A 24,852-nucleotide genomic window follows, 5' to 3' on the forward strand; every position below is an offset into this window, starting at 1 on the left:
CTACCAATCCAGGGATGAAGGCAGGCGCGGGGAGGACAATAGGCGGGTGAAGCGCTGCCAGCGCTCAGCATTATCTTGGCTGTCCCGCTCCACGTAGTCGGCAACCAGTTTTTTACCCCAATTGTAATTAATGACATAGGCGCCATAGGCATCGACAAAATCTTTGCGCTGCGCCGCCTTAGCAGGGCTCATCAGGGTATATTTCTCAAAGAGTGCCGGCACCTGTGTCGCGTCAATCTCACCATCGATATATTGGCGGGCAATTTCATTGCCGGCAAAACCCAACTTATCCACCAGGGTCATTACCTGTTCATATTTTCCTGCCGTCTGAGGGTCCAGACCTGCCAGCGGATAGAGAACCGCCTGCTCAAAACGGGTTTTCTCCTCACCGGGGAACGCCAATTCAATCCCGTAGTTTGCACTCCCCTCTGCAATCAGTGATTGGGGGCTAAACAGTGGATAAACGCTGTACTCTGCCCAGCCCCGCTCCTGTACCAGCGCTTGCTCCAGCAGGGCGTTATAGGTGTGATGCCCCGGGTATCCCTCGTGACAGCCCAGATCAATAGCTCGATCGATCGTAATCGGCAAACCGCTGTTTACCTGTATCAGGCTGTGAGCACCGCCCTTGTACCAGTTGTAACCACTCCACGGCTTGTCACTGACATACTCCAGCACAAAGTTCTCATCCTCTGGCAGAGAAATATACTGCTTGGTGCGCGCGCGGCACTCTTTTATCGCGGCATCGAAGACAGCCTGGAGCCGGTCGGCGGGAATCTCATAAGCTTGGCGGAAGCTGGCTACCCTCTCTCCCAAGGGCTGCTCCCCCGGCAACAGCGCTTCCAGCGCCTGTAGCATTGGCTCAAAGCTTTGCAGATCCCGCTGCGGAGGCTCCGTGTCATAGAGTGCCCGCGCCTCCCTGGCAAAATTTCTCGGACTCTCTCCCGCCAGACTGCGGGCGTGAAATACCAGAGCCAACAACTGGGTCTTCAGATAGTGCATGCGCAGGTTGTCTATCGCCCCGTCGCCACCCACCACTGCCGGCAGCTCAGCCAGTAAGGACTCACCGCGCCGGGCAATATCCGCCGCGCTCGCCGTACTCTCGGCGGCAGTTTTGCGCAATTGTGCCGGTCCATAATAGGCATCGACATAGCTGCTGTCGTGGTTCCCCAATTCGAGTACAAGAAGGACATAAGCTTGGGCCAAACTATCCATCGCATTATCTCCACTAGCGGATTTGGGCTCGGTTGTGGCCGATTGATCAACGGCATCCAGTGCGTTCACGGCTTTCTGACTCGCCGCAGTTTGGCCCTCACAGGCCCCGAGTAACAGGGAAATGGCCAGCACGGGTAGCGCCTGTGCCAATGTTTTCAAATACATGGTTTTTATTTCTCTCACCTACATTAATCAGAGGAGTGGCGGGATATGACAGGGAGCAGACCCCGGCAGGGCGGCGGAGCCAAGTGGTACAAAAACACCAAAACAGCTCAACCCTGACGGCTGGGCTGCTGTTCACTATCTTCCCCATCCCTGGGGCTATCGCTCTCCCCGTGAGGGTCAAACTCATCCGCCACCGGCGCTTTACGCAATACCAAAAACCCCGCCACCCCGGCAATAACCGATGCCAACAGGATACCGGCTTTCGCCTGGATCAGCAGTTCATACTCGGAGTTAAAGGCCAGCTCGGCAATAAAGATCGACATAGTGAAGCCAATCCCGCCGAGGAGTGCCACACCGACAATATGTTGGAAGTTGGCCGACTTGGGCAGCTTGCCCCAACCCAGCTTCCAACCGATCCAGGTCGCCCCGACGATACCCACCAACTTGCCGACAACCAAACCGGCTATCACCCCGAGGGTGACCGGATTTATGATTGCGGAGGAGCTGGTAAAACTGTCAAACGGAATACCCGCATTGGCGAGGGCAAAAATAGGAATCACCAAAAAACCCACCGGCGTATGCAGGCGGGTTTCCATCCGCTGCAACGGCGACTGCGCCAGGTTGACACCTTTGCCCAGGGCCATCACACGGGCGCGCAGCGCATCGTTGGCAATAATCTTGTCTCCCGGACGGAAGCAGCGGTCAAAGCTGCGGATAATATCCTTCACAAAGGTACTGAAGGCCACCGGATCATATTTGGGTCTGGCCGGCAGTGCCATTGCCGTAATCACCCCGGCAATCGTCGCGTGAACACCCGCCAGATAGAGCTCATACCAGAGCAGTACACCGACAAACACATAGGCTGGAGAGCGGCGAACCCCCGCTGCTTTGAGCAGCCACATAATGCCGACCAGGCAACCGGCCGCGATCAGCGCAATGATATTTACCTGTTCGGTATACCAGATCGCAATCACCAGGATTGCGCCCAAATCATCGACAATCGCTAACGCCACCAGAAAAGTTACTACCGCGCGAGGCACTCGATTCCCCAAAAGGGCGATACAGCCGACCGCAAATGCAATATCCGTGGCCATGGGAATCCCCCAGCCGTGCTCTGCTCCGCCCCCCGCGTTGAAAGAGGCATAAATCAGTGCAGGCACCACCATACCGCCGATGGCCGCCATTACCGGCAGAACTGCCTGGCGTAAATCGGACAGCTCCCCCACCATAAATTCACGCTTTAATTCCAACCCCACCAGAAAGAAAAAGATTGCCATCAGGCCGTCATTGATCCAGTGGTGTACGGAAAGGGAAAACTCCCAGTTACCGGCACTGAGACTAATGGGCATATGCAACAGGTGCTTGTACGCCTCCTGCAAGGGGGAGTTGGCAATAATTAACGCTGCCAGCGCGGATAGCATCAGCAAAATACCACTGCTGCTTTGGCGGTGGATAAATTCTTCAAAGGGGGTCACCAGACGCCCAAACGCGCCCTCAAGTGGCGCCTCAAAGACTTTTCCCTTGCGAATTTTGAATCTATCCAGAACGCTTTTTGCCATCAGCCGACACTCTCCTAACTAAGGAGCCCCTGAACAATTTCACAATACCTCTATAAGCCTTACCGCTCAGCGCAAGTGCACAGCCCTCTGCCAGTTCTGAATACAGCAGCCGCGCTTCGAAGCCCTCTCTGCGGGGCTTCAGGGGCATCCCGGAATTGTTCCGAAGCTTCTTAAAGATTAGTCCCACAATTTGTGGAACCGCACTTCTACCGATTGGAGCCAGAGGTTAGCATGGGCACTGTATTCTTAACCATATGAACAGGATTGCAGCGCAAAACATGACCCGATTGGATCAACTGCTTGTACAGAAAAAACTGGCAAACTCCCGTACCCATGCCAAAAAACTGATTGATGCCGGAAGAGTCATGGTATCCGATGGCGGCGCCCTCCAGCCCGCACGGAAGGCTGGGCAGAGTATTCCGGAAGATTGCGCCCTGGAAGTCACCCCCCTGCCGGAAGACCAGTATGTTTCCCGAGCCGGCCTAAAGCTGGCCGCAATCCTCGACCAAACAGGACTAAATCCCTCCGGCTGGCACGCACTGGATGTGGGTTGCTCCACCGGCGGATTTAGTGACTGCCTGCTGCAGCGCGGAGCCGCATCGGTAGTGGGAGTGGACGTCGGGAGAGACCAGTTGGCACAGAAGTTACTGGACGATCCCCGTATGTACCTTTTTGAAGGGGTTAATGCGCGCCATCTGGAGGCCGCGCAAATTGCCCCACACGGAGATGCCGGTTTCGATGCTATCGTTATGGATGTCTCGTTTATTTCCCAAGCGCTCATTCTGCCGCAGTTACCCGCCTTGCTTAAACCTTCGGGGCAGCTCTTGAGCCTGGTTAAACCGCAATTTGAAGTCGGCCCGGAAGGCATCGGCAAGGGCGGCTTGGTGCGAGATGCCAAATACTACCCAGAGGTGCGCGCGCGCATTACTGCCTTATGTGAAGACTTGGGACTTGAAGTGAAAGAGTATATTGACAGCCCAATCAAAGGCGGCGATGGCAATCGGGAGTTTTTACTCTGGGCAAGCCCCGCTAAAGAGCTACTAAGCAGCAAACACTAAGAAAAATAACCAGATGAGAGGCCCTTAACAAAGGCCTCTCAAACTGCAAATAACTCCATAGAAGCTATTGCGAATCGCTGAACTGCTCAGACAGAAGAGTGAGAGGAATTACACCATTTTGTAAAACCTTCCCGTGAAACGCTTTGAGATCAAAGTTTGTTTCACTCTGCTCTCTCTGACGCAACTGAAGAAGTCGCTCAAAGCCTAAGTAATATGAGCTTGTTTGAGCAGGGGTATAAAGAAAACGTCCTATTTCCAGAGAGACATCTCGGTCTGTCACCCCTGTGACATTAGAGAGGTATTCTTCGGCTTCTGCTACAGTCCATCCTTTTACATTAATTCCAGTATCGACTACTACTCGGGCCGCTCTGAGTGCCTCTAATTGCAATCGACCTAAATTACCATACCGATTATTATCATACCAGCCCTGCTCAAAAGCTAAGCGTTCTGCATACAAACCCCACCCTTCTTGAAATCCTGCAATATCGGTAACACTACGAAAAAGAGGGAGGTCTAAATTACCTGTCAGTGAAAACTGGGTATGATGACCAGGCGCTCCTTCATGATAAACAACTCCTGGAAGCTCTAACAAGTTGGTATCCTCAGAAGTATCTACTGTAAAATGAGCACTTGCATTTCTATTAGCAGGGAAATACGACCAACCATAACCTTCCACAAAACTCACTGGAGAATACTGAATATCAGGAAACAAGTTGACACTTTTCTCAACGGCCTCATCCAAAAGAACTTTAAATACCGCAATAACATCTTCCTTAGCCACCTGAGGCGCATCGCTACGAGCCATAGCATATAGCGTAGACAAATCATAAGAAGTGTCATAACCGAGTAACTCAAACTCAGAATACATTTCTTTATGAATTTTTTTTAAGGCGCTCACACCAATCTGATGTGCCTCAAAGGCATTTTGCGGAATACTGACATACCGGCTCAACAAATCATTATAGTATTCACTACCCCCTGGATATTGAGCAAACCCAGGATTATCAGGAGCCTGATCCAGCAGCGCCAAAAGTTTAGTAGAAACCACCGCTCGCGCAAATGCCACCTGATTTTCCAAACTATATTTGCACCGCAGCAACCATTCCTTGCGCTGATCATCTGAAACTTCCATCCCATTTATTCCAGCCTCCAAAAGCAGGTAAGCCAAATCTTGCTCAGGATTTTCACCCCAGTATTGAAGTAAGTCTGCCACCCCCAAAATTAATTCCTTATCATCAACCACACCCAATCTTTCCCTAAAAGAAATCCAGCTCGAGATTGAAAAATAATAAGAAGACAGATAATCCACCTGAGCTAGGTAATTTTCAACATCAGAAGAATTGTCAAGAGGCAAATAATAAAATATGTTTGTTACACTAAAAGCTGTATATGCATTAACCGTGAACTGCAAATGACTTTCAATCGCGATATAACTCTTTAAAACCCAGCGATAATAATCATAATCCAGCTTCTGAGCCTCACTCAATGCACGCCTATCAAATAACTTTAATTTATTCAAAGCATCTTCATACATGGAAAGTGTTTTAAGCTTATACGGCAATGAAATCGGGGTAATCCCCGGTGCGGAAAGCCCCACCTCATCATGCACCTGACGAATCAAAACCCACCACGGATCTCGCCTAAGCAATTCAGCATATGAGTCCTGTACAAAGACATCAAAACTTGAATCATTTGCATTAACCGGAAAGCTAACAACAAAACATAAAATAACCAAGACACATCTCAAGCTTTTCATAGAATCACCTTTAGCTATTCATTTCACACAAATAAAACAACAACACTTATTAAGCGTCAAAAAACTACCCCTCTTCCCAAGCCGGTTTCAACCAGCTCACACTCCCTAACACCAACCAAACCCAAGAGCCACTCACTAGGCCTATAAATCAAACCCCATAGTAGACATACCCCCACAAATCTGGATCTTTAAGTAAAGCCTAGAAAAAGTAGACCATCCCAAAAGAAACTATTTGCGCCCTCACGCAAAACTTAGTCACCCTCCAGATTATCAAAAAATGATGCACATCCACCTAATAAAAAAACAGCAACCTCCAGCAACTTAACATCGAGGAAACTAAGCATACCTTATACATTTTACAACCCTTCCACACTCTTACTCCACAATAATGCCCAGCACAAACAAAGAAGTGAAACACTATTTTCCAAGCCATATAAAATTCACACTTTATAACTAGGAAAATACAAAAACAAACTGGCACTTAACCCCCCGAAAATACTCTAATTTTATCTGAGGGATCATCTAGGCCAAAAATACTGCAAATTCAGCCCAAACAATCCACTCATTCATCACAAATCAACTTCAGAAAAAATTTACCCCCCTGAGAAGCCTCCAAGCAGAAAACCATAAAACAAAACCAGAAGGCCTACATATGATTTAACTGTTGGATAAAGAAAAATAAAGAGAGGATCAAGTTACTCATAGACTATCTAAAGCCACAAAAATATGGTTCTTCGTAGATTAGCTTGGACTTATGCCCCTTCAACCTTATAGAGCGATAGAGAAACTCGCAGACGTAAGTGGGTACTATGCGCAACTGCTGGAAATTCAGTCACTGTAGGGAGCAACCAGCGCTAATTTACAGGTGGCTACCCACCGAGTAGATGTAACTATTGAGTATGAAAGCAAGGGTGTACTGTACCCAGAATACGGCGAAACCTGTCCCGCTACGATTTCAGAAAAGCACGCGCCAAGTGACACCTGGATACCATGCAATTTGTCACCCACTTTCATAGTGAAACACCTAAAGCACGCTGCAAGAATCAAGGGGTTAAATGGCGTCCCCCGGGCCGGAAGAATAGCTGATTTACTCTGTTGCTCGAGGTTTCCACAACCTAGGTTTTGCTGGCAGCACGAGAATAAAGGAAACCAGAAAACTTCTCGGCTTAAATTGGTACCAAGTTGAAGGTGATTAAGAAGCGGGTATTTGAACTCGGCTTAGCAAGGTGGAATCAGAACGCCACCCCCATATGGGGATTGATGAAAAGAAATTTCGAGATAGTCACATCTATATCAGCAGTATAATTGCCCTAAAGCAAAGCCGAACTCTTGAGGTTGCAGGAAAATGCACAGAAACCAGCAGTAAAAAACTACTGATAACTGAGTTATCAAAAGTACAAAGGGAGCTTGTATAAGCGTAACTATTCAGCACTAAAATACACAACTCCCAACAAAATATATTTATGAGATAATAGAGTAATCCTTAAGCCTCTTGTCTAGTAGTCAATGACATTGGGAAAAGTTGATATCAACATAGCTATTACTGATGCAGAAAATCTGTTGAAAGAAGATCAACAGGTTACGCCATCAATACGTGCAGTGATATCCATTTTGTTGGTCGTCATCAGGCTACTGATGGCTAAAAATGGTATGAATAGTAAAAATAGCAGCATACCGCCATCACAAGATCAAAACCGCAAAAGAGAGAAAAAACTGCAGGCAAGCGCAAAGCTGGCGGCCAATCTGGGCGTAAAGGCATCACCCTAATGCCGATCGATAACCCGGACGATATTGAGACTCTTAAACTAAATCGCCGCACTTTACCACGCGGCAATTGGAAGGACGTAGGGTACGAGCGTCGCCAAGTTATTAACCTCCAAATCCAACGCCATGTCACCGAGTATCGTGCTCAAATTCTGGAGAATGAACATGGTCAACGCTATGTAGCTGAGTTCCCTGCGGGCGTAACTCGACCAGCGCAATATGGCAGCTCGGTTAAGGCACATGCCGTTTACCTTTCAATGTTCCAGTTGCTGCCTTATGAGCGAATACAATCGATGTTTGCCGAGCAATATGGTATTCCGCTCAGTGCCGGAAGCTTGGTCAATTTCAATCTAGCTACCTGTGAACGCCTAGTTCCCTTTGAAAATCTTGCTAGAAAATGGCTCAAAACCGAATCTGTAGTACATGCTGATGAAACCAGCCTCAACATGGATGGAAAGCGCCACTGGTTACATGTCCTTTCGGCTCAGAAGTGTACTTTATTTGGTTTATCGCCGAAGCGCGGGACTGAAGCTATGAATGCGATAGGTGTGCTGCCCGAGTTTAACGGCACACTGGTGCATGACCATTGGAAGCCTTATTACACTTTTGCTTGCACTCATGCGTTGTGCAACGCCCACCACTTGCGTGAACTAACCTATGCGCATGAGGAAGATGGGCAACGTTGGGCTGGTAACATGCGCAATCTACTGCTGGAGCTACACGATGCTGTTGAGCTTGCTGGTGGTTTCCTACCGGAAGAGCAAGCCAAGCGCTGGAGAACCCGTTATCGAAAAATCCTCGGCCGTGGAAGCACCGAATGCCCGGCACCAGTGCCGGATACAACGTCACCTCGCCAGGGGCGACTTAAGCGCAGTAAATCTCGTAATCTACTGGAACGGCTTCGTGACTATGAGGAAGATGTACTCCGTTTTATGGAGCGTGCTGAAGTACCGTTCACTAATAATCAGGGGGAGCGAGATCTTCGAATGACTAAGGTACAGCAAAAGATTTCGGGTTGCTTTCGCTCTGAAGAAGGCGCAAGAGCCTTCTGTCTTATCCGCTCTTGCCTTTTGACCTGTCAGAAAAATGACATTGCCCCTAGAGAAGCATTAACACAACTATTTAATGGAGAGTGGCCTGGATTTTTACTGAAAAAATTCAAAGCTTTTGAAATTAGTGCTGAATAGTTACATTTTAGATAACTAGTCAAGCTCAATAAAAATCAGACAAATACAGCATCAAATAGCTTGGGGATCTGACTTTAGGGCAACGGCAGCACTTCAGATCACCAGGTTAAGCATAACTACTGAAAATAAATCTAATCAACCTCAAGTTGAGCCATTCTATTTCTTGCTGTTTCATTATCAGGATTAATTAACAATGATTTTCTATAGCAATCTATAGCAAGCTCTTTCTTCCCCTTTACCATATAAGCTTCAGCCAAGCTATCCCAGGTCTTATATGAACCTGGATAAAACTGTGTATTCAATTCGAAAAATTCTATTGCCTTATCAACATCTATGCCAAACTGATCATTATAGAGACGATCATAGCCAAAGAAACTAATAACATCTTCCCTCAACATGAACCTTCCTCCGAGCTTTCTTGAAAACTGTTCGAAGTGATTTTTAACATTCACTGCGGGGCGAAATCTAGCTTGATCATCGATCATATAACCATCAAAAATTGATCGAAGCCCTCTATAAAAGCTAATAACGGGCATTGTATGATGATTTTCTTCTGTCCCATATGTTACTGAATCTACGTATAGCCCTTTCTTGGGCTTCTCATTTAGCAGCCTGATAAATTCTGCAACATAGTTTTCATCAGGATATACACCTTCCACTCTCTCTGAAGTAGAGATAAACAGCCTGCGCTTTTCAGTTGATTTACCTTGTAGGAATTCAGAATACCGCTTTAACATAACCTGCTCATCCCACCACATACTTGGATCAATAGCGATATACGCATTAAAATCTTCAGGAGATGAATATAAGCTATGGATAACAGGTAGACCTGTAAATGAGTAACCTGCAAGAATTTGATACCCAGATGTCGGATATTCCTCGTTTATCTCTGGGATAAGCTCTTCTCTTAAAAACTCAAGAAATTGATCAGCGCCCCCTGTGTTGGATAGCGCCTGATTTTTACGTCCACCATATTCAGTTAGCGATCTAGTAGGTGAACTATCTCTTACACGTTCTTGACTTACGATACCTACAATAATCATTTCAGGAATTACTGGAGTGGCATCAGAACTCAGCTGCCGAACCATACCTGTGAAGACATGAAAGAAACTATTAAAATCTGCATCAAGTAAATAAAGAACCGGATAATCTTTATACCCACCTTCTTTGAAGGATGTGGGAAGAGAAATCCAGTACTCCCTTTTCTCTTCAAGACTTTGCGAGACAATAACCTTGCGCTCACCAATAGTTAACTCATTGGATTGAGCAGTCAAACTCCAAACTGCGGCAATTAAAATTGCTATAAATTTGCCTTTCATAGGAACACTCCATCTTTCCACCAGTCAACCATTTAACCCACTAATAATTTAATAATCATAAGAGAAAGAAAAGCATACGCCGCGTTCTGGACTCAATGAGAATGAAGAATTCACAATGTGTTTAGAATACAGTCTAGTCTTTCCCCCTGCCTCAAAAGTAAGTGGTTAAACTACGATATATACTCAACCAATCATTTGGACCTTTTAGGCATTAGTCCAAAATATTTCCTGCTTTGCGAAGAGATCCTTGTAAGAATCCTGGCTGACCTGGGTTAAACCAAGCCTTTGCATGGACATTTCAGCGATATGGCGATTAAATGCTGAAACCTGTCCTCCATTGAGATACTGGTCGATATCCATCCAGAATGCATGCTTAATCTCTTCAGTATCTGTTATTGAGATATCCCGATTCAGAGCGGTTAATTCACAAACGAAATAGATATCCGTATAGCCTAAAGCTGTAGGAAAGCGGGTGGAAAACCCCAGCACAGAGGAAAACTCACAGGACACCCCCGTCTCCTCATAAACCTCACGAATCACCGCATCGGCTATCTTTTCACCCAGATCGACTGTGCCTCCGGGTAATTTAGGACTCGATGATGCACTGTGACCCTGCACACAGAGCAACTGTCCATCACAGAGCACAAAGCCCCCAACTCCCACCGTATGGGTTGGGTAGAAGGGAACATATGCATCTTCCTGAAGCTTAAGAACCAGCCTTGTAGAAGAATCCCGGCAGCTGTGGAATGTAAAGCCATGCTTTAGGCATATCGGGATAAACCGGGTAAGTGCATCTCGGAGAGTTACCCAGATCAACTTTCGGCTGTTAACTCTGGATACTTCTATAATGGCTACCAGTTCAACCAAGAACTGATCTTCCGTACCAGAAAAATTCTCGAGATCCAAAGTAACGCAATTAAAGGAATCAACTGTATGATGAAACACAAGCAACCTATTCAACACCTAAATGATTTCAATACTATAAACGATATAGACAACACTGAATCAGTCATTTGTTCATCGATATAAAACCAACTTCGAATCCACAATAATAGCTCTGTGCCATTATTTTATAAGATGCATCCCTTCAGTGTGTGGACGGCTCAATTCAAATCCAAATTTCCTATAAAATTCAGGAACATCTGCCATCAACGTAATATATGCTGAAGGGAGCGCTTCCCGATCCAGGTAAGCCATAATGTGCTCCATTACTTGGTGCCCGAGGCCAATACCCTGAAATTTAGGGTCGACAGCTACATCCACTATCTCAAAATTAAGCGCGCCATCCCCCACTACCCGCCCCATAGCAATAGTTTCCGAGTATCTTTTTATATGAACACCGTACAAGCTATTTGGAAGGCCTTTTTCTGCTGCTTCACGACTTCTGGGGGGCAGACCTGTTATCTCTCACAGCCGGAGGAAATCCTCAGTAGGAGCTACTCTCTCAATAATTGTGTACATATCTTGCCGAAAATAAACCAATGAATAGTGCCGCCAAGCTTACTTAGCACCTGGCGACAAGCTATTCACTACAGAAAAATACTTAAACTGGAGATTCTCGAATCTCTGTCACGACTTCAGTTTTTACAGAATTTGCAATAAAGCACTGCTTATGGGAGAGGTGATGTATTTTTTCTAGTTGTTCAAGACTGGGTTGCTTTTCACCAGAAAAACGAATTAAAGGGCGCAAAGTAACTTGGGTCATAGCAATTCGTCCCTCCCTATCGGCCCCCATAACGCCTATCGCTTCATCGCAGTATTCATCAACCACAAATCCGCGTTTGGCGGCGATCGATAGAAAAAACAACATGTGACAACTGGATAGAGCCGCTACGAAGGCCTCTTCAGGGTCTACATTTTCAACTGCGGAATAGGGAATGGGGACAACATGGGGGGAGGACGAGGCGGGGATAGATGCTCCACCATCAAACTGCCAGGTGTGAGCGCGACTGTATTGATTATCGGTGAAAATCTGCTCGCCGCGCTTCCAGACCACCGTTGACATATACTCAGACAATACTCATCTCCTTTTGCACCACACTCTCCACCTTGGATAGCTGGGGTTAAACTGGGAACTCACTAGCCCAATGGGGACTGGTGAGAATGACTTCCAAGGGCTACCCCTTGGAAGCCAGATACAGGCGCCACACTCTAGGCGGCGTCTACCTGTTCATCAGTACGGGCAGCCATAATAAAGTCATTCTTGTGCAGGCCCTTGGCCTCGTGACTCCACCAGGTAACGGTCACCTTGCCCCACTCTGTCAGCAGTGCCGGGTGGTGTCCCACCTCTTCAGCAATAGCACCGACACGGTTAGTAAATGCCAGAGCCTGCTTGAAGTTGCGAAACTTGAACACACGCTCCAGCTGCATAATTCCGTCACGGGCTATCGGTGTCCAGTCAGGGATCTGGCGCAGCAGTCCTGGCAGTTCATCATCACTCACCAGCGGTGCATCGGCACGACAGGCTTCACATTGTTGTTGAGCTAGTTCGGTCATGAATGGGTCCTCAAAACCTTGTTTATTATCGGCTCAATTGGGCCGGCCTCACTCTACCCGGCAGCCTCCACTGAGACAAGTACAGGACCCAAAAACGTATTTTATCCGGTTTTGTCATCACAAAATGAAACGACATGCTAAAAATATTGGACGATCTATAACCATTAGATCTCCCAGTAAATGCCAGCGCATAAATGTAAGGATTGTCATGAAAGTATATTTCAATCTACTAGTACTTCTGATTGTGCTGGGCGCCTGTGAGCGCCAGGGGGCAGACAGGCAAAGTCCTCCTCCGCAGGGAGAGGCTGCCCCGGAGGCAATGCACTCCGAAGCCAACCGGACATTTGAGCAACTCTGCCAACGATTTATAAATGACCTGTGGAATTTATTCCCCTCCTGGGCGATCAGTGAGGGCTATTACGACGTGGCTGAGAAGCTCCAGGTGCCGGATAAAGGTTATCGCCAGCACTTAATGGAGTTTGCCCAATCCTACCAATACAAGTTTGCCGCTTTAGACAAAAACCAGCTCAGTATTAATTCGCGCAGCAATCTCGCCTTGATTGAAAACTTTCTGCGACGATTACAGTGGCAATATACAGACTTTATGGCCTATCAATGGGACCCCTCTCTTTATAATGTTTCCGACGCCTTTGCCTTAATCCTCAACACCAACTACGCTCCCCTGTCACAACGACTTCACACATTTAGTGCCCGTATGGGGCAAGTGCCCGAATACTACCAGGCCGCCAAGGCGGCAATCTCTCGGCCAGCAGCACCGCAGCTTGAACTGGCAATTCAACAAAGCAGGGGCTCATTGGAAGTATTTGGTGAAGAACTGGAAAAAACGGTTAAAGCAAGTCAGATGCCTGCGGATGCAAAGAAACTTTTTCTACAGCGACTGCACGATTCTCGCTCAGCGATACAAGGCTATATCGACTTCCTACAGAACCTGCAAAAGAAATTGACTAAATCTGGAAATTTCCATGATTTTCGTATCGGAGAAAAACTCTATGAAGAGAAATTCCAGTTTGATATCAATATTGGAATGAGCGCAGCTAAACTATACCAGCGTGCCATCATAGAAAAGCAATTAACCCACGATAAAATGACCAGACTTGCCGATCAGCTCTGGCCAAAATACTTTCCGTCTAATTCCCCGCCCCGCGAATCCCTGGAAAAAATTAGAAAGTTACTGAATAAGCTTTCCCAACACCACGCCAGTAAAGAAACTTTCAAGAAAAAAGTGGAGCAACAAATTCCAGAGTTAGCGGCATTCGTTAGCGAAAAAAATTTGTTGACTCTGGATAAGGAGAAACCACTGGTAGTGCGCACAACACCCGCTTATATGCAGGGCTTTGCGGTAGCCTCAATCAATGCTCCGGGCCCCTACCATAAAAATGCCGACACCTATTATAACGTGATGCCCATAGAGACCTACTCCGATCAACGGGCCGAGAGTCTACTGCGGGAGTACAACGACTACATCCTGCAAATACTCAATATTCACGAAGCAATTCCCGGGCACTACACTCAGCTGGTATACGCCAACCAGTCCCCCAGTATCCTGAAAGCTATTCTCGGCAATACCGCGATGATCGAAGGCTGGGCTGTCTATGCGGAGCGCATGATGCTGGATGCAGGTTACGGCAACTTCTCCCCCGAGCTGTGGCTGATGTACTACAAGTGGAACTTGCGCACCATCACTAACACCATTTTGGATTATGAGGTACAGGTAAAGGGTATCGATCAAGCACAGGCGATGAAACTGATGGTCGAGGACGCCTTTCAGCAACAGGCGGAAGCGGAGGGTAAATGGCGCAGGGCCACCTTAAGCCAGGTACAACTCACCAGCTATTTTGCCGGCTTTAGCGATATTTTGGCTCTGCGCGAAGAACTCAAAAAGGCAATGGGCAACAACTTTAACCTGAAAGGATTCCACGAGATGTTTCTGAGCTATGGCAGTGCGCCTATCCCGATGATTCGGCAACTGATGCTGGCGGACTTGGCCAAACAAGACAATAAATTCCAATAAAAAAGGCCCCGGTTGGGGCCTTTATTTAAGCGGTGAAGTCGTTACACCTCACCCTCGGCAATCTTGGCTTTCCAGATCAGCGGGCCAGTGGTGTGCACTGATTCACCCTGGCTGTCTACAGCCACAGTTACCGGCATATCCTCTACTTCAAACTCGTAGATGGCTTCCATTCCCAGCTCGGGGAAGGCGACAACTTCAGAGGCCTTAATTGCCTGGGCCACTAGGTAGGCAGCGCCACCTACCGCCATCAGGTATACCGCTTTATTATCGCGGATCGCCTCAATCGCTATGGGGCCGCGCTCCGCTTTACCGATCATGCCGGCCAGACCGGTCTCTTCCAGCATGGTGCGGGTAAATTTATCCATACGCGTGGCGGTCGTGGGGCCAGCGGGGCCAACCACCTCGTCGCGCACCGGATCTACCGGGCCCACGTAGTAGATAAAGCGGCCGGTAAGATCCACAGGCAGTTTCTCACCTTGAGCGAGGATATCGACCATTTTCTTGTGCGCCGCATCGCGGCCGGTCAGCATCTTACCGTTCAGCAGCAGGGTCTCACCGGGCTGCCAGCTCTGAATATCTTCCGCAGTCACGGTATTCAGGTTGACACGGCGGGTATTGCTGCCCGCTTCGCGGGTGATTTCCGGCCAGTCTTCCAGCTTCGGGGGCGTCTGGCGCGCGGGGCCAGAACCATCCAGGGTAAAGTGGGTGTGACGGGTCGCCGCGCAGTTGGGGATAATTGCCACAGCCTTGTTGGCGGCGTGGGTCGGGTAATCCTTGACCTTCACATCCAATACCGTCGTCAGGCCACCCAGGCCCTGGGCACCGATGCCCAGTTTGTTGACGGAATCGTAGAGCTCCAGGCGCAGCTCTTCGGCGCGATTAGAGGCCCCGCGCTCCTGTAACTCCTGAATATCGATAGGATCGAGCAGGGACTCCTTGGCCAGTAGCATCGCTTTTTCAGCGGTACCGCCAATACCAATACCCAACATACCCGGCGGGCACCAGCCGGCACCCATCTGCGGTACCATCTTCAATACCCACTCAACTACAGAGTCAGACGGGTTCAACATGGCAAACTTGGTTTTGGCTTCACTGCCGCCGCCTTTCGCCGCCACATACACTTCCACAGTATCACCGGGAACGATTTCATAGTGGATCACTGCCGGGGTATTGTCCCCAGTATTCTTACGGGCACCATCCGGATCTTCGAGGATAGAAGCGCGCAGCACATTGCTGGCATTTTGATAGGCGCGACGAACCCCTTCGTTAACCATATCGGTAACGCTCATGTCCGCTTCCCAGCGCACATTCATGCCCACTTTCAACTTCACGGTCACAATGCCGGTATCCTGACAGATTGGGCGATGGCCCTCGGCACACATGCGCGAGTTGATCAGGATCTGGGCCATGGCGTCTTTGGCCGCCGGGTTGACCTCTTTCTCATAAGCCTTGTTCAGGGCCTGAATGAAGTCCTGTGGGTGGTAGTAAGAGATAAATTGCAGCGCATCGGCCACACTGCCGATCAGATCATCCTGGCGGATAGTGGTCATAGCCAACTCCGATTAACGTCTCAAGGCCGGCGATTCTACACGAAATGTAGGGTTATTGACCCAGAGATTGCCAGAAAACCAGTCAGGCAGCGGGAAGAACGGCATAAAAAAGGCGGACACTAGGTCCGCCTTTTTTGTCTCAACCTGGAAATTTACAGGGAGGAAGCGGTGGAATCGCTACCGGATTGCAGGGAGCGGATCGCATCGCGCAGCTGCACCAGGTCCTTGTTAACGGAGCGGCGGTAAGCATCGATAGACTCTACCGCCTCTTCATTGGCGCCAACGCGCAAGGTCAGATCACTGCGCACTGAAGCCAACTGGCGCTCCAGGCGCGCCAGCTTGTCTGTCATCTCACGCTGGGAGTCCGTATTGCCCTCGCGCAGCTCCGCCAGCGACGCCTCAACAGAGGCAATTTTCTTTACGCTACCCTCGAGACCACTGAGCTTGGCGCTGAGCGCGGCAACTTGCTTTTTGTTGGCTGCAACTGCCGTTTTGTTCGTGGCGATGCTCTTGCGGTTGGTATCGTAGGCAACCCCCCACAATTTGCGAATCTCTGAGGAATTTTCCTTGGCCTTGGCATTCAAGACTTCAACCGATGCCGTGGACTCCTCATCGGAGAGATTAAAGCGCTTTTCCAGCTCGGCGATGCGGCTTTCGGCATCGGCAATACGGGCCTCAGCTTGACTTAACAAGGTGCGACTGTCCTGCCACTGCTGGTATAGAAAGCCCGAGGCGCCCAGACCAGCCATGGCCATAATCAGGGCACACAGGCCCAGGAACGAGAAACCACCCCGGCGCTCCTCCACGATCACCTGGGGCTCTGGTGATTCATTTTTGCCTTCACTGCTAGTCAGATCCAGTGATGGCTCAAGAGCGGCGCTGCCGCCCAATGTGGGCTCTTTGCGTTGCATGGTTCGATACACCCGGTAACTGTGCTGATATGTCCGGTACCCGCCAGCGCTAAGTGACTCTTTCCGGTACCGTATTGTTCAGAGATCTATGACACTAGAATCTATTCAGATTCGTCGAATTCTGCGGCAGTTATACCAAAAATTGACGAAAAAGTAAGCGGTCGCTGGTAATAATAGACGGCAGACGAACAGACTTGTCAGTAAAAGCTCCCGCCCCCTTGTGTTTGAGGAAATCGTCCCAACTTCCCCTAATCCATCGCGCCGGCTTAATTCTGAGATGCGGCGCGTGTAGAATGCCCTCACCAATAACCCTCAGACAAAGGAAGGAAAACCCATGGCTTTCGAACTGCCTGAACTCCCCTACGCTAAGAATGCCCTGGCACCGCACATCTCCGAAGAGACTTTGGAGTACCACTACGGCAAGCACCACAAAACCTACGTAGACAAGCTGAACGGCCTGCTAGAAGGCTCCGCCGATGCCAACAAGTCCCTGGAAGAGATTATCAAATCCTCTTCCGGTGGCGTATTCAACAATGCAGCCCAGGTGTGGAACCACACTTTCTACTGGCACTGCCTGAGCCCCAACGGTGGCGGTGAAGCCACTGGCGCGATCGCCGATGCGATCAATATGGCCTTCGGCAGCTTCGAACAGTTCAAAGAAGCATTCACCACCAGTGCTGTGAACAACTTTGGTTCCGGCTGGACCTGGCTGGTAAAAAATGCTGACGGCTCAGTCGCTATCGTAAATACCTCTAACGCTGCGACCCCGCTGACCGAAGAAGGTGTGACTCCGCTGCTGACTTGCGACGTGTGGGAACACGCCTACTACATCGATTACCGCAATCTGCGTCCGAAGTACATGGAAGCTTTCTGGTCCCTGGTGAACTGGGAGTTTGTAAACCAGAACTTCGCTTAATCGCGAAACCACCAAAAAAAGCGGGCCCTGTGCCCGCTTTTTTTATACCTCCAGTCCGCCTAGCCAACAAAAATGCCCTACCACTGGCCAAACGCCACTCCAGTAAGCACAATAGCTGCCGACCTGCACGACAGAACCCGCACAAATTGCGAGCTTTTATAGGCAGTCAACCTAAAGAATGCCACTTAAGTGGTACAAACTAGCAACAAAAAACCGAACACTGGGAATATGCTCATGAAGTTGAAACCAACCCTGATCGCAGCGGCCATAAGCGCGCTGGTAATCAGCGGCTGTGACCGCAGCACCCCGAATGCCGCCGAGCAAAGTGCAACCACTAAAGCCATGGAGAGCAGCGCGACTCAAGAGGTCGCGGGCAAAGTAGACCCAGCCGCAGTCAAGCGCGTTAACCAGATGTTCGAGGACTTCTTCCAGGAACACCTCGCCCGCAGCCCCGAGACCAAAACTTTCCTGGGTAAAAAAGAAGACTACGATAAGTGGGATAACCTCTCCCCAGAGTTTGTTAAAGAGACTCTGGAGCTCGACAAGCGCCAACTGGCGGAACTGAATAAAATTGATCCTTCCACTCTGGATGATGCAACCCGCCTGAGCCTGCGCCTGGCAAAACGCAACTGGCAACAGGATATTGACGGCTACAAGTGGCGCAACCACGGCTACCCTGTCAACCAGATGTACGCCACCCATACCAGCGCCGCCACTCTGCTGATCAGCCAGCACCGCATTGATGATATCAGCGATGCCGAGGCCTACATCTCCCGCTTGAATGGCATGCCCAAGTATTTCTCCCAACTGGAAGAACAACTGAAAGCCAATGCTGCAGTCGGCACAATCGTACCTAAGTTCGTATTCCCTTACGTTATCAGCGATTCCCGCAACCTGATCACCGGTGCACCGTTTAACGGTGACAAAGACAGCCCGCTGTTTGCAGACTTTAAAGACAAAGTAGAAAAGCTGGAAATCAGTGAAGATCAAAAGAAATCACTGATCGATAAAGCCAGCCAGGCCCTGACTGAAAGCGCCGGCCCCGCTTACGAAAAATTAATCAGCTACCTGCAAGAGCTTGAGAAAAAAGCCACTACCGACGACGGCGCCTGGAAGCTGGCAGACGGCGAAGACTTCTATAAATTCCGTCTTGGTGTTTACACCACTACGGATATGACCGCCGATGAGATCCACCAAACCGGTCTCAAGGAAGTTGCCCGTATTCACGATGAAATGCGCGAAATTATGCGCAAGGTGAAATTCGAAGGTAACTTGCAGGAATTCTTCGAATTCATGCGCACCGACAAGCAGTTCTATTACCCCACCACTGAGGAAGGTAAAGCGGAGTACCTGAAAAAGGCCACCGCCATTATCGATACCATGAAGGGGCGCCTGGATGAGCTGTTTATCACCAAACCCAAAGCCGACCTCGACGTGCGAGCGGTAGAGGCCTTCCGCGAAAAGTCCGCCGGTAAAGCCTTCTACCAGCGCCCCGCCCCCGATGGCTCGCGCCCCGGCATCTACTACGCCAACCTGTACAATATGAGCGATATGCCGTCTTACCAGATGGAAGCACTGGCCTACCACGAAGGTATCCCCGGCCACCATATGCAGCTCTCTATCGCCCAGGAATTGCAGGATATTCCCAAGTTCCGCAAATACGGCGGCTACACCGCCTATACCGAAGGCTGGGGCCTCTACTCCGAGCTGGTCCCCAAAGAGCTGGGCTTCTATGAAGACCCCTACTCTGACTTCGGCCGTCTGGCGATGGAACTGTGGCGCGCGGGCCGCCTGGTGGTAGACACCGGCCTTCACGCCAAGAAATGGACTCGCGAACAGGCGATCGACTACCTCGTAGAGAACACCCCGAACCCGAAAGGCGATGTGATTAAAGCGATCGAGCGCTATATCGTCATGCCCGGCCAGGCGACCGCTTACAAAATCGGTATGCTGAAAATTGTCGAGTTGCGCGAAAAAGCCAAAGCGGAGCTGGGAGATCAGTTTGACGTGCGCGGCTTCCACGACACCATTCTCGCCAGTGGTCCGGTTCCTCTGGATGTATTGGAAGAGCTGGTCAATGAGTGGATAGCCAAGGTAAAGGCTCAAGCGTAATTGTAGAGATAGCAGACGGGTAACAACGGCGTACCCGTCTGTCCGCAGGCTGTCTGCGCTAAAATGCCGCACCGACAAGCAGGCCTGCTGAATTTGTCGATCTCGACAAGCAACGCTGTAAAAAACCCGGAATCTAACCATAAGATTCCGGGTTTTTTATTGGACAAGCACAATCCGTCCGTATAATTAATACTAAAGTTCTACTTTTTTCTCTGGCATAACACCCTATTGCCAGCCAGTGCTAAAACCCACAACAGTCACACCGTGGCACCAAAACAGTACACTCCCGGCATCTCTTCACCCAAAAGGAGGCGCAGTTCTCAGCCCCAGCAGACTTTTCAACTGAATATCTCAATCATTGAGCGCATTCACAAAAAAAAAGCCCATCGATGGCAAAAATAGTGATAAAAAAGCAAGAGCTACTCTTTGAACGCAAGGATTGTATTCATGAAGTTAAAAACAACTCTGATTGCGGCGGCAATAAGTACATTTATTATCACTGGCTGCGACGAAAGTACCAACAGTGCAGGCGCTCAAATATCTACCTCCCAAGGAATAAGTTCAAGCAAGCAGGCACCCCCAGCCAAGCTCAGCAAAAAAACGAGTGAGGCGAGCAAAAAGGTCAACCAGTTGTTCGAGGATTTCTTCCAAGAGCGTCTCGACCGCAGTCCTGAGTTTAAAACTTTTTTGGGTATCAAAGAGGACTACGGAAAGTGGAATAATTTATCGCCAGAATTTGCACAAGAAACCCATGAGATTAATCAGCGCCAACTAGCCGAACTCAATAAAATTGATCCCTCCATTCTGGATAGGCCCACCAAACTGAGCCTGCGCCTAGCCAAGCGCAGCCTGCAACAAGAGATAGCAGCCTATCAGTGGCGAAACCACAACTACCCGATTAATCAAATGTTTGCCATCCACAGCGGAGCGGCATCCACACTGATTAGCCAGCATCGTATTGACGATACAGGAGATGCCGAAGCGTATATAGCCCGCTTAAATGCTATCCCCGAGTACTTTTCCCAGTTGCAGGGAGTGCTAGAAGAAAGCGCCAAGGCTGGCACTATTACCCCCAAATTTGTTTTTCCCTATGTGATTAGCGACGCACAAAACTTAATTAGCGGCGCCCCGTTTGATAGAAAAACTGACAGCCCGCTTTTTGCCGACTTTAAAACCAAGGTAGAAGCGCTGGACATCAGCAGAGTACAGAAGCAATCCCTGATAGATAAAGCCCAAAAAGCACTAACAGAAAATACCGGCCCCGCCTACAGCGCACTAATCCGTTACCTGCGAGAACTGGAGAAGAAAGCCAATACCGATGATGGCGCCTGGAAACTGGCAGATGGCGATGACTTTTATAAATTTCGCCTCAGTCTTTTCACCTCTACAGATATGACGGCCGATGAAATTCACAGAGTTGGCCTCGAAGAAGTAACACGCATTCACAATGAAATGCGTGAAATTATGCGCAAAGTGAAATTCGAAGGTAAGTTAAATGACTTTTTCGAATTTATGCGTACCGACAAACAGTTCTACTACCCAACCACTGAAGAGGGCAAGGCCCAATATCTGGAAGAAGCCAGCGCAATTATCGACACCATGAAAGGAAGGCTCGACGAGCTGTTTATCGTCAAGCCCAAAGCGGACCTCGATGTGCGTGCAGTTGAGCCCTTCCGGGAAAAATCTGCCGGTAAGGCTTTTTACCTACAACCGGCTCCCGATGGCTCACGTCCAGGCATCTACTACGCCAATCTCTACAATATGGACGACATGCCCAGCTATCAAATGGAAGCACTGGCCTACCACGAAGGCATTCCCGGCCACCATATGCAGCTGTCAATTACCCAGGAACTAGAGGGCATCCCCAAATTCCGTCAATATGGACTCTATACCGCCTATACCGAGGGCTGGGGCCTTTACTCTGAAATGGTGCCGAAAGAAATGGGGCTCTACCAAGACCCCTACTCAGATTTTGGCCGCCTGGCTATGGAGCTGTGGCGAGCCGCTCGCCTCGTTGTAGATACCGGGATTCACGCCAAGAAGTGGACCCGCGAGCAAGCCATACAATACCTTATGGAAAATACCCCAAACCCTGAAGGGGACGCTATTAAAGCGATCGAGCGCTATATCGTCATGCCCGGCCAGGCAACCGCTTACAAAATTGGCATGTTGAAAATTTTGGAGTTGCGCGAAAAGGCCAAAACAGAACTCGGAGATCAATTTGACATTCGCCAATTCCACAATACCGTGCTCGCCAATGGCCCGGTACCGCTGGATGCCCTGGAAGAAATTATTGACGAGTGGATAGCAAACACCAGAACTCCAAAAGTATAACTAAAAGGTTAAAACAGAATTAAAAAAGGCCACTATCCGTGGCCTTTTTTGTTTAATCTATTAGCGAACACCTAATAATTCGAGGGCCAAATATACACGAGGACAAGCGATATACTTGGTTTACCTGCACCTTTAGAACCCTATAGCTCAAGCTTGAAAACCCCACTAACAGCACTCGCTCTTGTACTGCAAACCTCTGCCAGTATGTAGAATGATCTTATCTCTTAGGTATCGCATGGCTTAGCAATACTGTGCTCAGTTGGTGTGTCCTGAATAGTGGGCTACGTATATTCCACCATCCCTATACTCGGACAATAAGGCAAATGCATCTTTAGCTTCCTCATCCGTTGTTTCGGGAGTTCTTCCTTTTAGAAATTTAACTCTAGAGAACCCATCATCTACCGTAATAGCTTTTGACTTCGGTACTTACCAACCCCTTACAAGTACTACTCTTAACTAAAATCACATGATCTGAGCACCTTCACCCTTTCTAGCGGTAAAGATGCTCAAATTTTTAAGTTACTCTTTTGACGGTCCTATAGCCGAATGCTCTGCAAAAGTGAATCCTAACTCTTGTTGATTGCTATCCACTGATCTACCTGCTGCTCCAACACTGCCAATGGCAAAGCGCCATTGGTGAGAACTACATTGTGGAACTGGCGGATATCAAACTGGCTACCAAGCGCTTCTTTAGCGCGTTCACGCAACTCAAGAATCTTCAGCATACCGGTTTTGTAGGCCAGTGCCTGACCGGGCCAAACCATATATCGCTCGATCTCGGTGATGACTTCGGACTCAGCCATACCGGTCTTTTCCAGCATATACTCAATCGCTTGCTCGCGACTCCAGCGCTTATAGTGCATTCCAGTATCCACAACCAACCGCACTGCCCGGAACATCTCCGCCTGTAAGCGCCCCAAATCATCATAGGGGTCTTCCTGGAAACCGGCTTCTTTCGCAAGTTTCTCGGAGTACAGTGCCCAGCCTTCCGAGTAAGCATTAAACAAGCCCATTTTGCGGAAGGTCGGCACGCCTTTTAGCTCTTGCGCTATTGCCAATTGGAAGTGATGGCCAGGCACCGCTTCATGGTAGGCCAAGGTACGCATAGCAAACTTCTTAGTCTCATCAACGTCACGTAAATTTGCGTAAAATACACCGGGACGAGACCCATCCATAGCCGGAGGGTTGTAATAGGCGCCCGCAGAGCCCTGCTCCTTAAACTCAGGCACTCGACGCACCTCAACACCCATCTTCGGCTTTACGTCAAAGTAATCACCTAGGCCCGCATCAATCTCATTAATCATCGCCTGGTAATCGGCAATAATCTCCTCCCGCCCCAAATCCGAATCCTCGTAAAGAAATTGAGGATCATTATTTAATGTAGAAAATCGCTCGCTAATAGGGCCGCTGGTTCTGCCGAGCGCTGCGAAAATTTTATTCATTTCCGCCTCAATCCTCGCAACTTCTTCCAAACCAATACGGTGAAGCTCGGCCGGTGCAATATCTGTACTGGTGTAGTTGCGCACTTGATAGGCATAGTAAGCATCGCCATCCGGCAGAGCCCAAACCCCATTATTTCCCACAGCTTTCAACTGAAGCGTATTAAAATAGTCAATGAGTCTCTGATAGGCGGCATAGACCTCTGTGCCAATTAATACCTCACCCTGACTCAGAATACGCTTTTGCGCCTGCTCATCCAGGTTTTCAATACGATCAAGTCGCTCCAGCAACGAGGTATACAGTATATTTTCCGCTACCGGAACGGCGATAAAGCCCTGCATTTCTTTTAAAACTCGATCAATAACAAACCGAGGCGGCAGAATATTTTTCTCTTCCCTTATCTTCAGGCCATCCAACAGCTGGTCAAACTTGCGGCCGACCTCCTCGAGGCGGGACAAATAGTAATCGGCCTCTTTTACGTTGTTAATCTGGTGAACTTCAGCAAGAAATTCCGGCAGCCTACTCTGCTCTCCCGACATTTGGTTGAGCGGGTAATCGTGGTGCCGCCAGCGCTCCACCTCTGCTTTTACACTGAGCAGGTGCTCGAGTACATCATAGGAGATGGCCTGCTGCCCCTCCAGGCTAGCTCGATCATAGCTGCGCAATACCGCCAGCTCACTTTTCATTATTTCAATAACACGCAGCTGCTGCTCCTGGGATAAATCGTCGAGATGCGCGTTGTGTCCATCGATTCCAAACTGCTCCAAAATCCTAATTTGTGACAGCATTTCAGGGCTACTGCTGCCAATTTTGATAAAAACCCGCTCAAAAAATACGTCTATAGACCAAGGCTTAAAATAAATAGCATTAATTAAAAAAGTAGAAGCCGCTAAAACCCCCACAAGAAATAAACCACCAACCCCTTTGGCAACTGTCTTAATCATTGTTTTTCTCCAAATTCCTTAGACCAATTTTGTCCCACCGTAAGGGTTGCCTCAACGCCCACGATTAAGAATTTAGATAAACCGATCAGCACAGAAG

At 48.9% G+C, this 24,852-nt stretch carries 16 protein-coding genes and 1 pseudogene; 6 read left to right on the forward strand and 11 right to left on the reverse strand.

From position 1 onward, the window contains the following. Both ACJJIF_RS09090 and nhaA read right to left on the reverse strand, forming a co-directional pair. Complete coding sequence (locus ACJJIF_RS09090; RefSeq protein ID WP_444931901.1) at window positions 1-1,377, reverse strand: hypothetical protein; 1,377 nt, start codon at window positions 1,375-1,377, stop codon at window positions 1-3. 107 nt (window positions 1,378-1,484) lie between these two features. After that, on the reverse strand, window positions 1,485-2,936 hold the full coding sequence (gene nhaA, locus ACJJIF_RS09095; RefSeq protein WP_444931902.1) for a Na+/H+ antiporter NhaA: 1,452 nt from the start codon (window positions 2,934-2,936) through the stop codon (window positions 1,485-1,487). A 278-nt stretch (window positions 2,937-3,214) separates the two neighbouring features. On the opposite strand from nhaA, the gene ACJJIF_RS09100 reads away from it, so the two are divergent. After that, complete coding sequence (locus ACJJIF_RS09100; RefSeq protein ID WP_444931903.1) at window positions 3,215-3,994, forward strand: TlyA family RNA methyltransferase; 780 nt, start codon at window positions 3,215-3,217, stop codon at window positions 3,992-3,994. A gap of 64 nt (window positions 3,995-4,058) precedes the next feature. Here the strand turns inward: ACJJIF_RS09100 and ACJJIF_RS09105 are convergent, their stop codons facing one another. After that, window positions 4,059-5,750, reverse strand: a complete 1,692-nt coding sequence (locus ACJJIF_RS09105) for a DUF885 domain-containing protein (protein WP_444931904.1) — start codon at window positions 5,748-5,750, stop codon at window positions 4,059-4,061. A gap of 1,506 nt (window positions 5,751-7,256) precedes the next feature. Here ACJJIF_RS09105 and tnpC point away from each other — a divergent pair. Then, window positions 7,257-8,701, forward strand: a pseudogene (gene tnpC / locus ACJJIF_RS09110) (IS66 family transposase). Window positions 8,702-8,832: 131 nt separating this feature from the next. Here the strand turns inward: tnpC and ACJJIF_RS09115 are convergent. The 5 genes from ACJJIF_RS09115 to ACJJIF_RS09135 form a co-directional block, all read right to left on the reverse strand. Further along, window positions 8,833-10,020, reverse strand: coding sequence for an alpha/beta hydrolase-fold protein (locus ACJJIF_RS09115; protein WP_444931905.1), 1,188 nt, complete (start codon window positions 10,018-10,020; stop codon window positions 8,833-8,835). Between the two features lie 204 nt (window positions 10,021-10,224). Then, window positions 10,225-10,983: an NUDIX hydrolase gene (locus ACJJIF_RS09120; RefSeq protein WP_444931906.1), complete on the reverse strand. Its 759-nt coding sequence runs from the start codon at window positions 10,981-10,983 to the stop codon at window positions 10,225-10,227. A gap of 102 nt (window positions 10,984-11,085) precedes the next feature. Further along, complete coding sequence (locus ACJJIF_RS09125) at window positions 11,086-11,367, reverse strand: GNAT family N-acetyltransferase (protein ID WP_444931907.1); 282 nt, start codon at window positions 11,365-11,367, stop codon at window positions 11,086-11,088. A 196-nt stretch (window positions 11,368-11,563) separates the two neighbouring features. Beyond that, a complete protein-coding gene (locus ACJJIF_RS09130; protein WP_444931908.1) occupies window positions 11,564-12,037 on the reverse strand; it encodes an OsmC family protein in 474 nt (157 codons plus the stop codon). Between the two features lie 134 nt (window positions 12,038-12,171). Beyond that, complete coding sequence (locus tag ACJJIF_RS09135; RefSeq protein WP_444931909.1) at window positions 12,172-12,516, reverse strand: 4a-hydroxytetrahydrobiopterin dehydratase; 345 nt, start codon at window positions 12,514-12,516, stop codon at window positions 12,172-12,174. A gap of 208 nt (window positions 12,517-12,724) precedes the next feature. On the opposite strand from ACJJIF_RS09135, the gene ACJJIF_RS09140 reads away from it, so the two are divergent. Next, window positions 12,725-14,548 (forward strand): DUF885 domain-containing protein, encoded by a 1,824-nt coding sequence (locus ACJJIF_RS09140; protein WP_444931910.1) that lies wholly within the window; start codon window positions 12,725-12,727, stop codon window positions 14,546-14,548. 41 nt (window positions 14,549-14,589) lie between these two features. Here ACJJIF_RS09140 and ACJJIF_RS09145 read toward each other — a convergent pair whose 3' ends face one another. Further along, window positions 14,590-16,098 (reverse strand): fumarate hydratase, encoded by a 1,509-nt coding sequence (locus ACJJIF_RS09145; protein WP_444931911.1) that lies wholly within the window; start codon window positions 16,096-16,098, stop codon window positions 14,590-14,592. 152 nt (window positions 16,099-16,250) lie between these two features. Beyond that, window positions 16,251-17,009, reverse strand: a complete 759-nt coding sequence (locus tag ACJJIF_RS09150; RefSeq protein WP_444931912.1) for a hypothetical protein — start codon at window positions 17,007-17,009, stop codon at window positions 16,251-16,253. Between the two features lie 334 nt (window positions 17,010-17,343). Between ACJJIF_RS09150 and ACJJIF_RS09155 the strand changes: the two genes are divergently transcribed. The 3 genes from ACJJIF_RS09155 (at window position 17,344) to ACJJIF_RS09165 (ending at window position 22,371) form a co-directional block, all read left to right on the forward strand. Continuing rightward, a complete protein-coding gene (locus ACJJIF_RS09155) occupies window positions 17,344-17,925 on the forward strand; it encodes a superoxide dismutase (protein ID WP_444931913.1) in 582 nt (193 codons plus the stop codon). A 234-nt stretch (window positions 17,926-18,159) separates the two neighbouring features. After that, the gene (locus ACJJIF_RS09160) at window positions 18,160-20,037 is read left to right on the forward strand and encodes a DUF885 domain-containing protein (RefSeq protein WP_444931914.1); all 1,878 of its coding nucleotides are present in this window, start codon (window positions 18,160-18,162) and stop codon (window positions 20,035-20,037) included. A 447-nt stretch (window positions 20,038-20,484) separates the two neighbouring features. After that, entirely contained in the window at window positions 20,485-22,371 is a 1,887-nt protein-coding gene (locus ACJJIF_RS09165) for a DUF885 domain-containing protein (RefSeq protein ID WP_444931915.1), read from the forward strand. A 566-nt stretch (window positions 22,372-22,937) separates the two neighbouring features. Here ACJJIF_RS09165 and ACJJIF_RS09170 read toward each other — a convergent pair. Continuing rightward, window positions 22,938-24,755, reverse strand: coding sequence for a DUF885 domain-containing protein (locus ACJJIF_RS09170; protein WP_444931916.1), 1,818 nt, complete (start codon window positions 24,753-24,755; stop codon window positions 22,938-22,940). Window positions 24,756-24,852 lie beyond the last annotated feature (97 nt).

This window comes from Microbulbifer regidiadema (SeqCode), assembly GCF_052467605.1.

Excerpts from the sequence above, each read along its gene's own strand:
- ACJJIF_RS09090 (WP_444931901.1), bottom strand. The coding sequence starts at position 1,377 with ATGTATTTGAAAACATTGGCACAGGCGCTACCCGTGCTGGCCATTTCC.
- nhaA (WP_444931902.1), bottom strand. The coding sequence starts at position 2,936 with ATGGCAAAAAGCGTTCTGGATAGATTCAAAATTCGCAAGGGAAAAGTC.
- ACJJIF_RS09100 (WP_444931903.1), top strand. The coding sequence starts at position 3,215 with ATGACCCGATTGGATCAACTGCTTGTACAGAAAAAACTGGCAAACTCC.
- ACJJIF_RS09105 (WP_444931904.1), bottom strand. The coding sequence starts at position 5,750 with ATGAAAAGCTTGAGATGTGTCTTGGTTATTTTATGTTTTGTTGTTAGC.
- ACJJIF_RS09115 (WP_444931905.1), bottom strand. The coding sequence starts at position 10,020 with ATGAAAGGCAAATTTATAGCAATTTTAATTGCCGCAGTTTGGAGTTTG.
- ACJJIF_RS09135 (WP_444931909.1), bottom strand. The coding sequence starts at position 12,516 with ATGACCGAACTAGCTCAACAACAATGTGAAGCCTGTCGTGCCGATGCA.
- ACJJIF_RS09140 (WP_444931910.1), top strand. The coding sequence starts at position 12,725 with ATGAAAGTATATTTCAATCTACTAGTACTTCTGATTGTGCTGGGCGCC.
- ACJJIF_RS09145 (WP_444931911.1), bottom strand. The coding sequence starts at position 16,098 with ATGACCACTATCCGCCAGGATGATCTGATCGGCAGTGTGGCCGATGCG.
- ACJJIF_RS09150 (WP_444931912.1), bottom strand. The coding sequence starts at position 17,009 with ATGCAACGCAAAGAGCCCACATTGGGCGGCAGCGCCGCTCTTGAGCCA.
- ACJJIF_RS09155 (WP_444931913.1), top strand. The coding sequence starts at position 17,344 with ATGGCTTTCGAACTGCCTGAACTCCCCTACGCTAAGAATGCCCTGGCA.
- ACJJIF_RS09160 (WP_444931914.1), top strand. The coding sequence starts at position 18,160 with ATGAAGTTGAAACCAACCCTGATCGCAGCGGCCATAAGCGCGCTGGTA.
- ACJJIF_RS09165 (WP_444931915.1), top strand. The coding sequence starts at position 20,485 with ATGAAGTTAAAAACAACTCTGATTGCGGCGGCAATAAGTACATTTATT.
- ACJJIF_RS09170 (WP_444931916.1), bottom strand. The coding sequence starts at position 24,755 with ATGATTAAGACAGTTGCCAAAGGGGTTGGTGGTTTATTTCTTGTGGGG.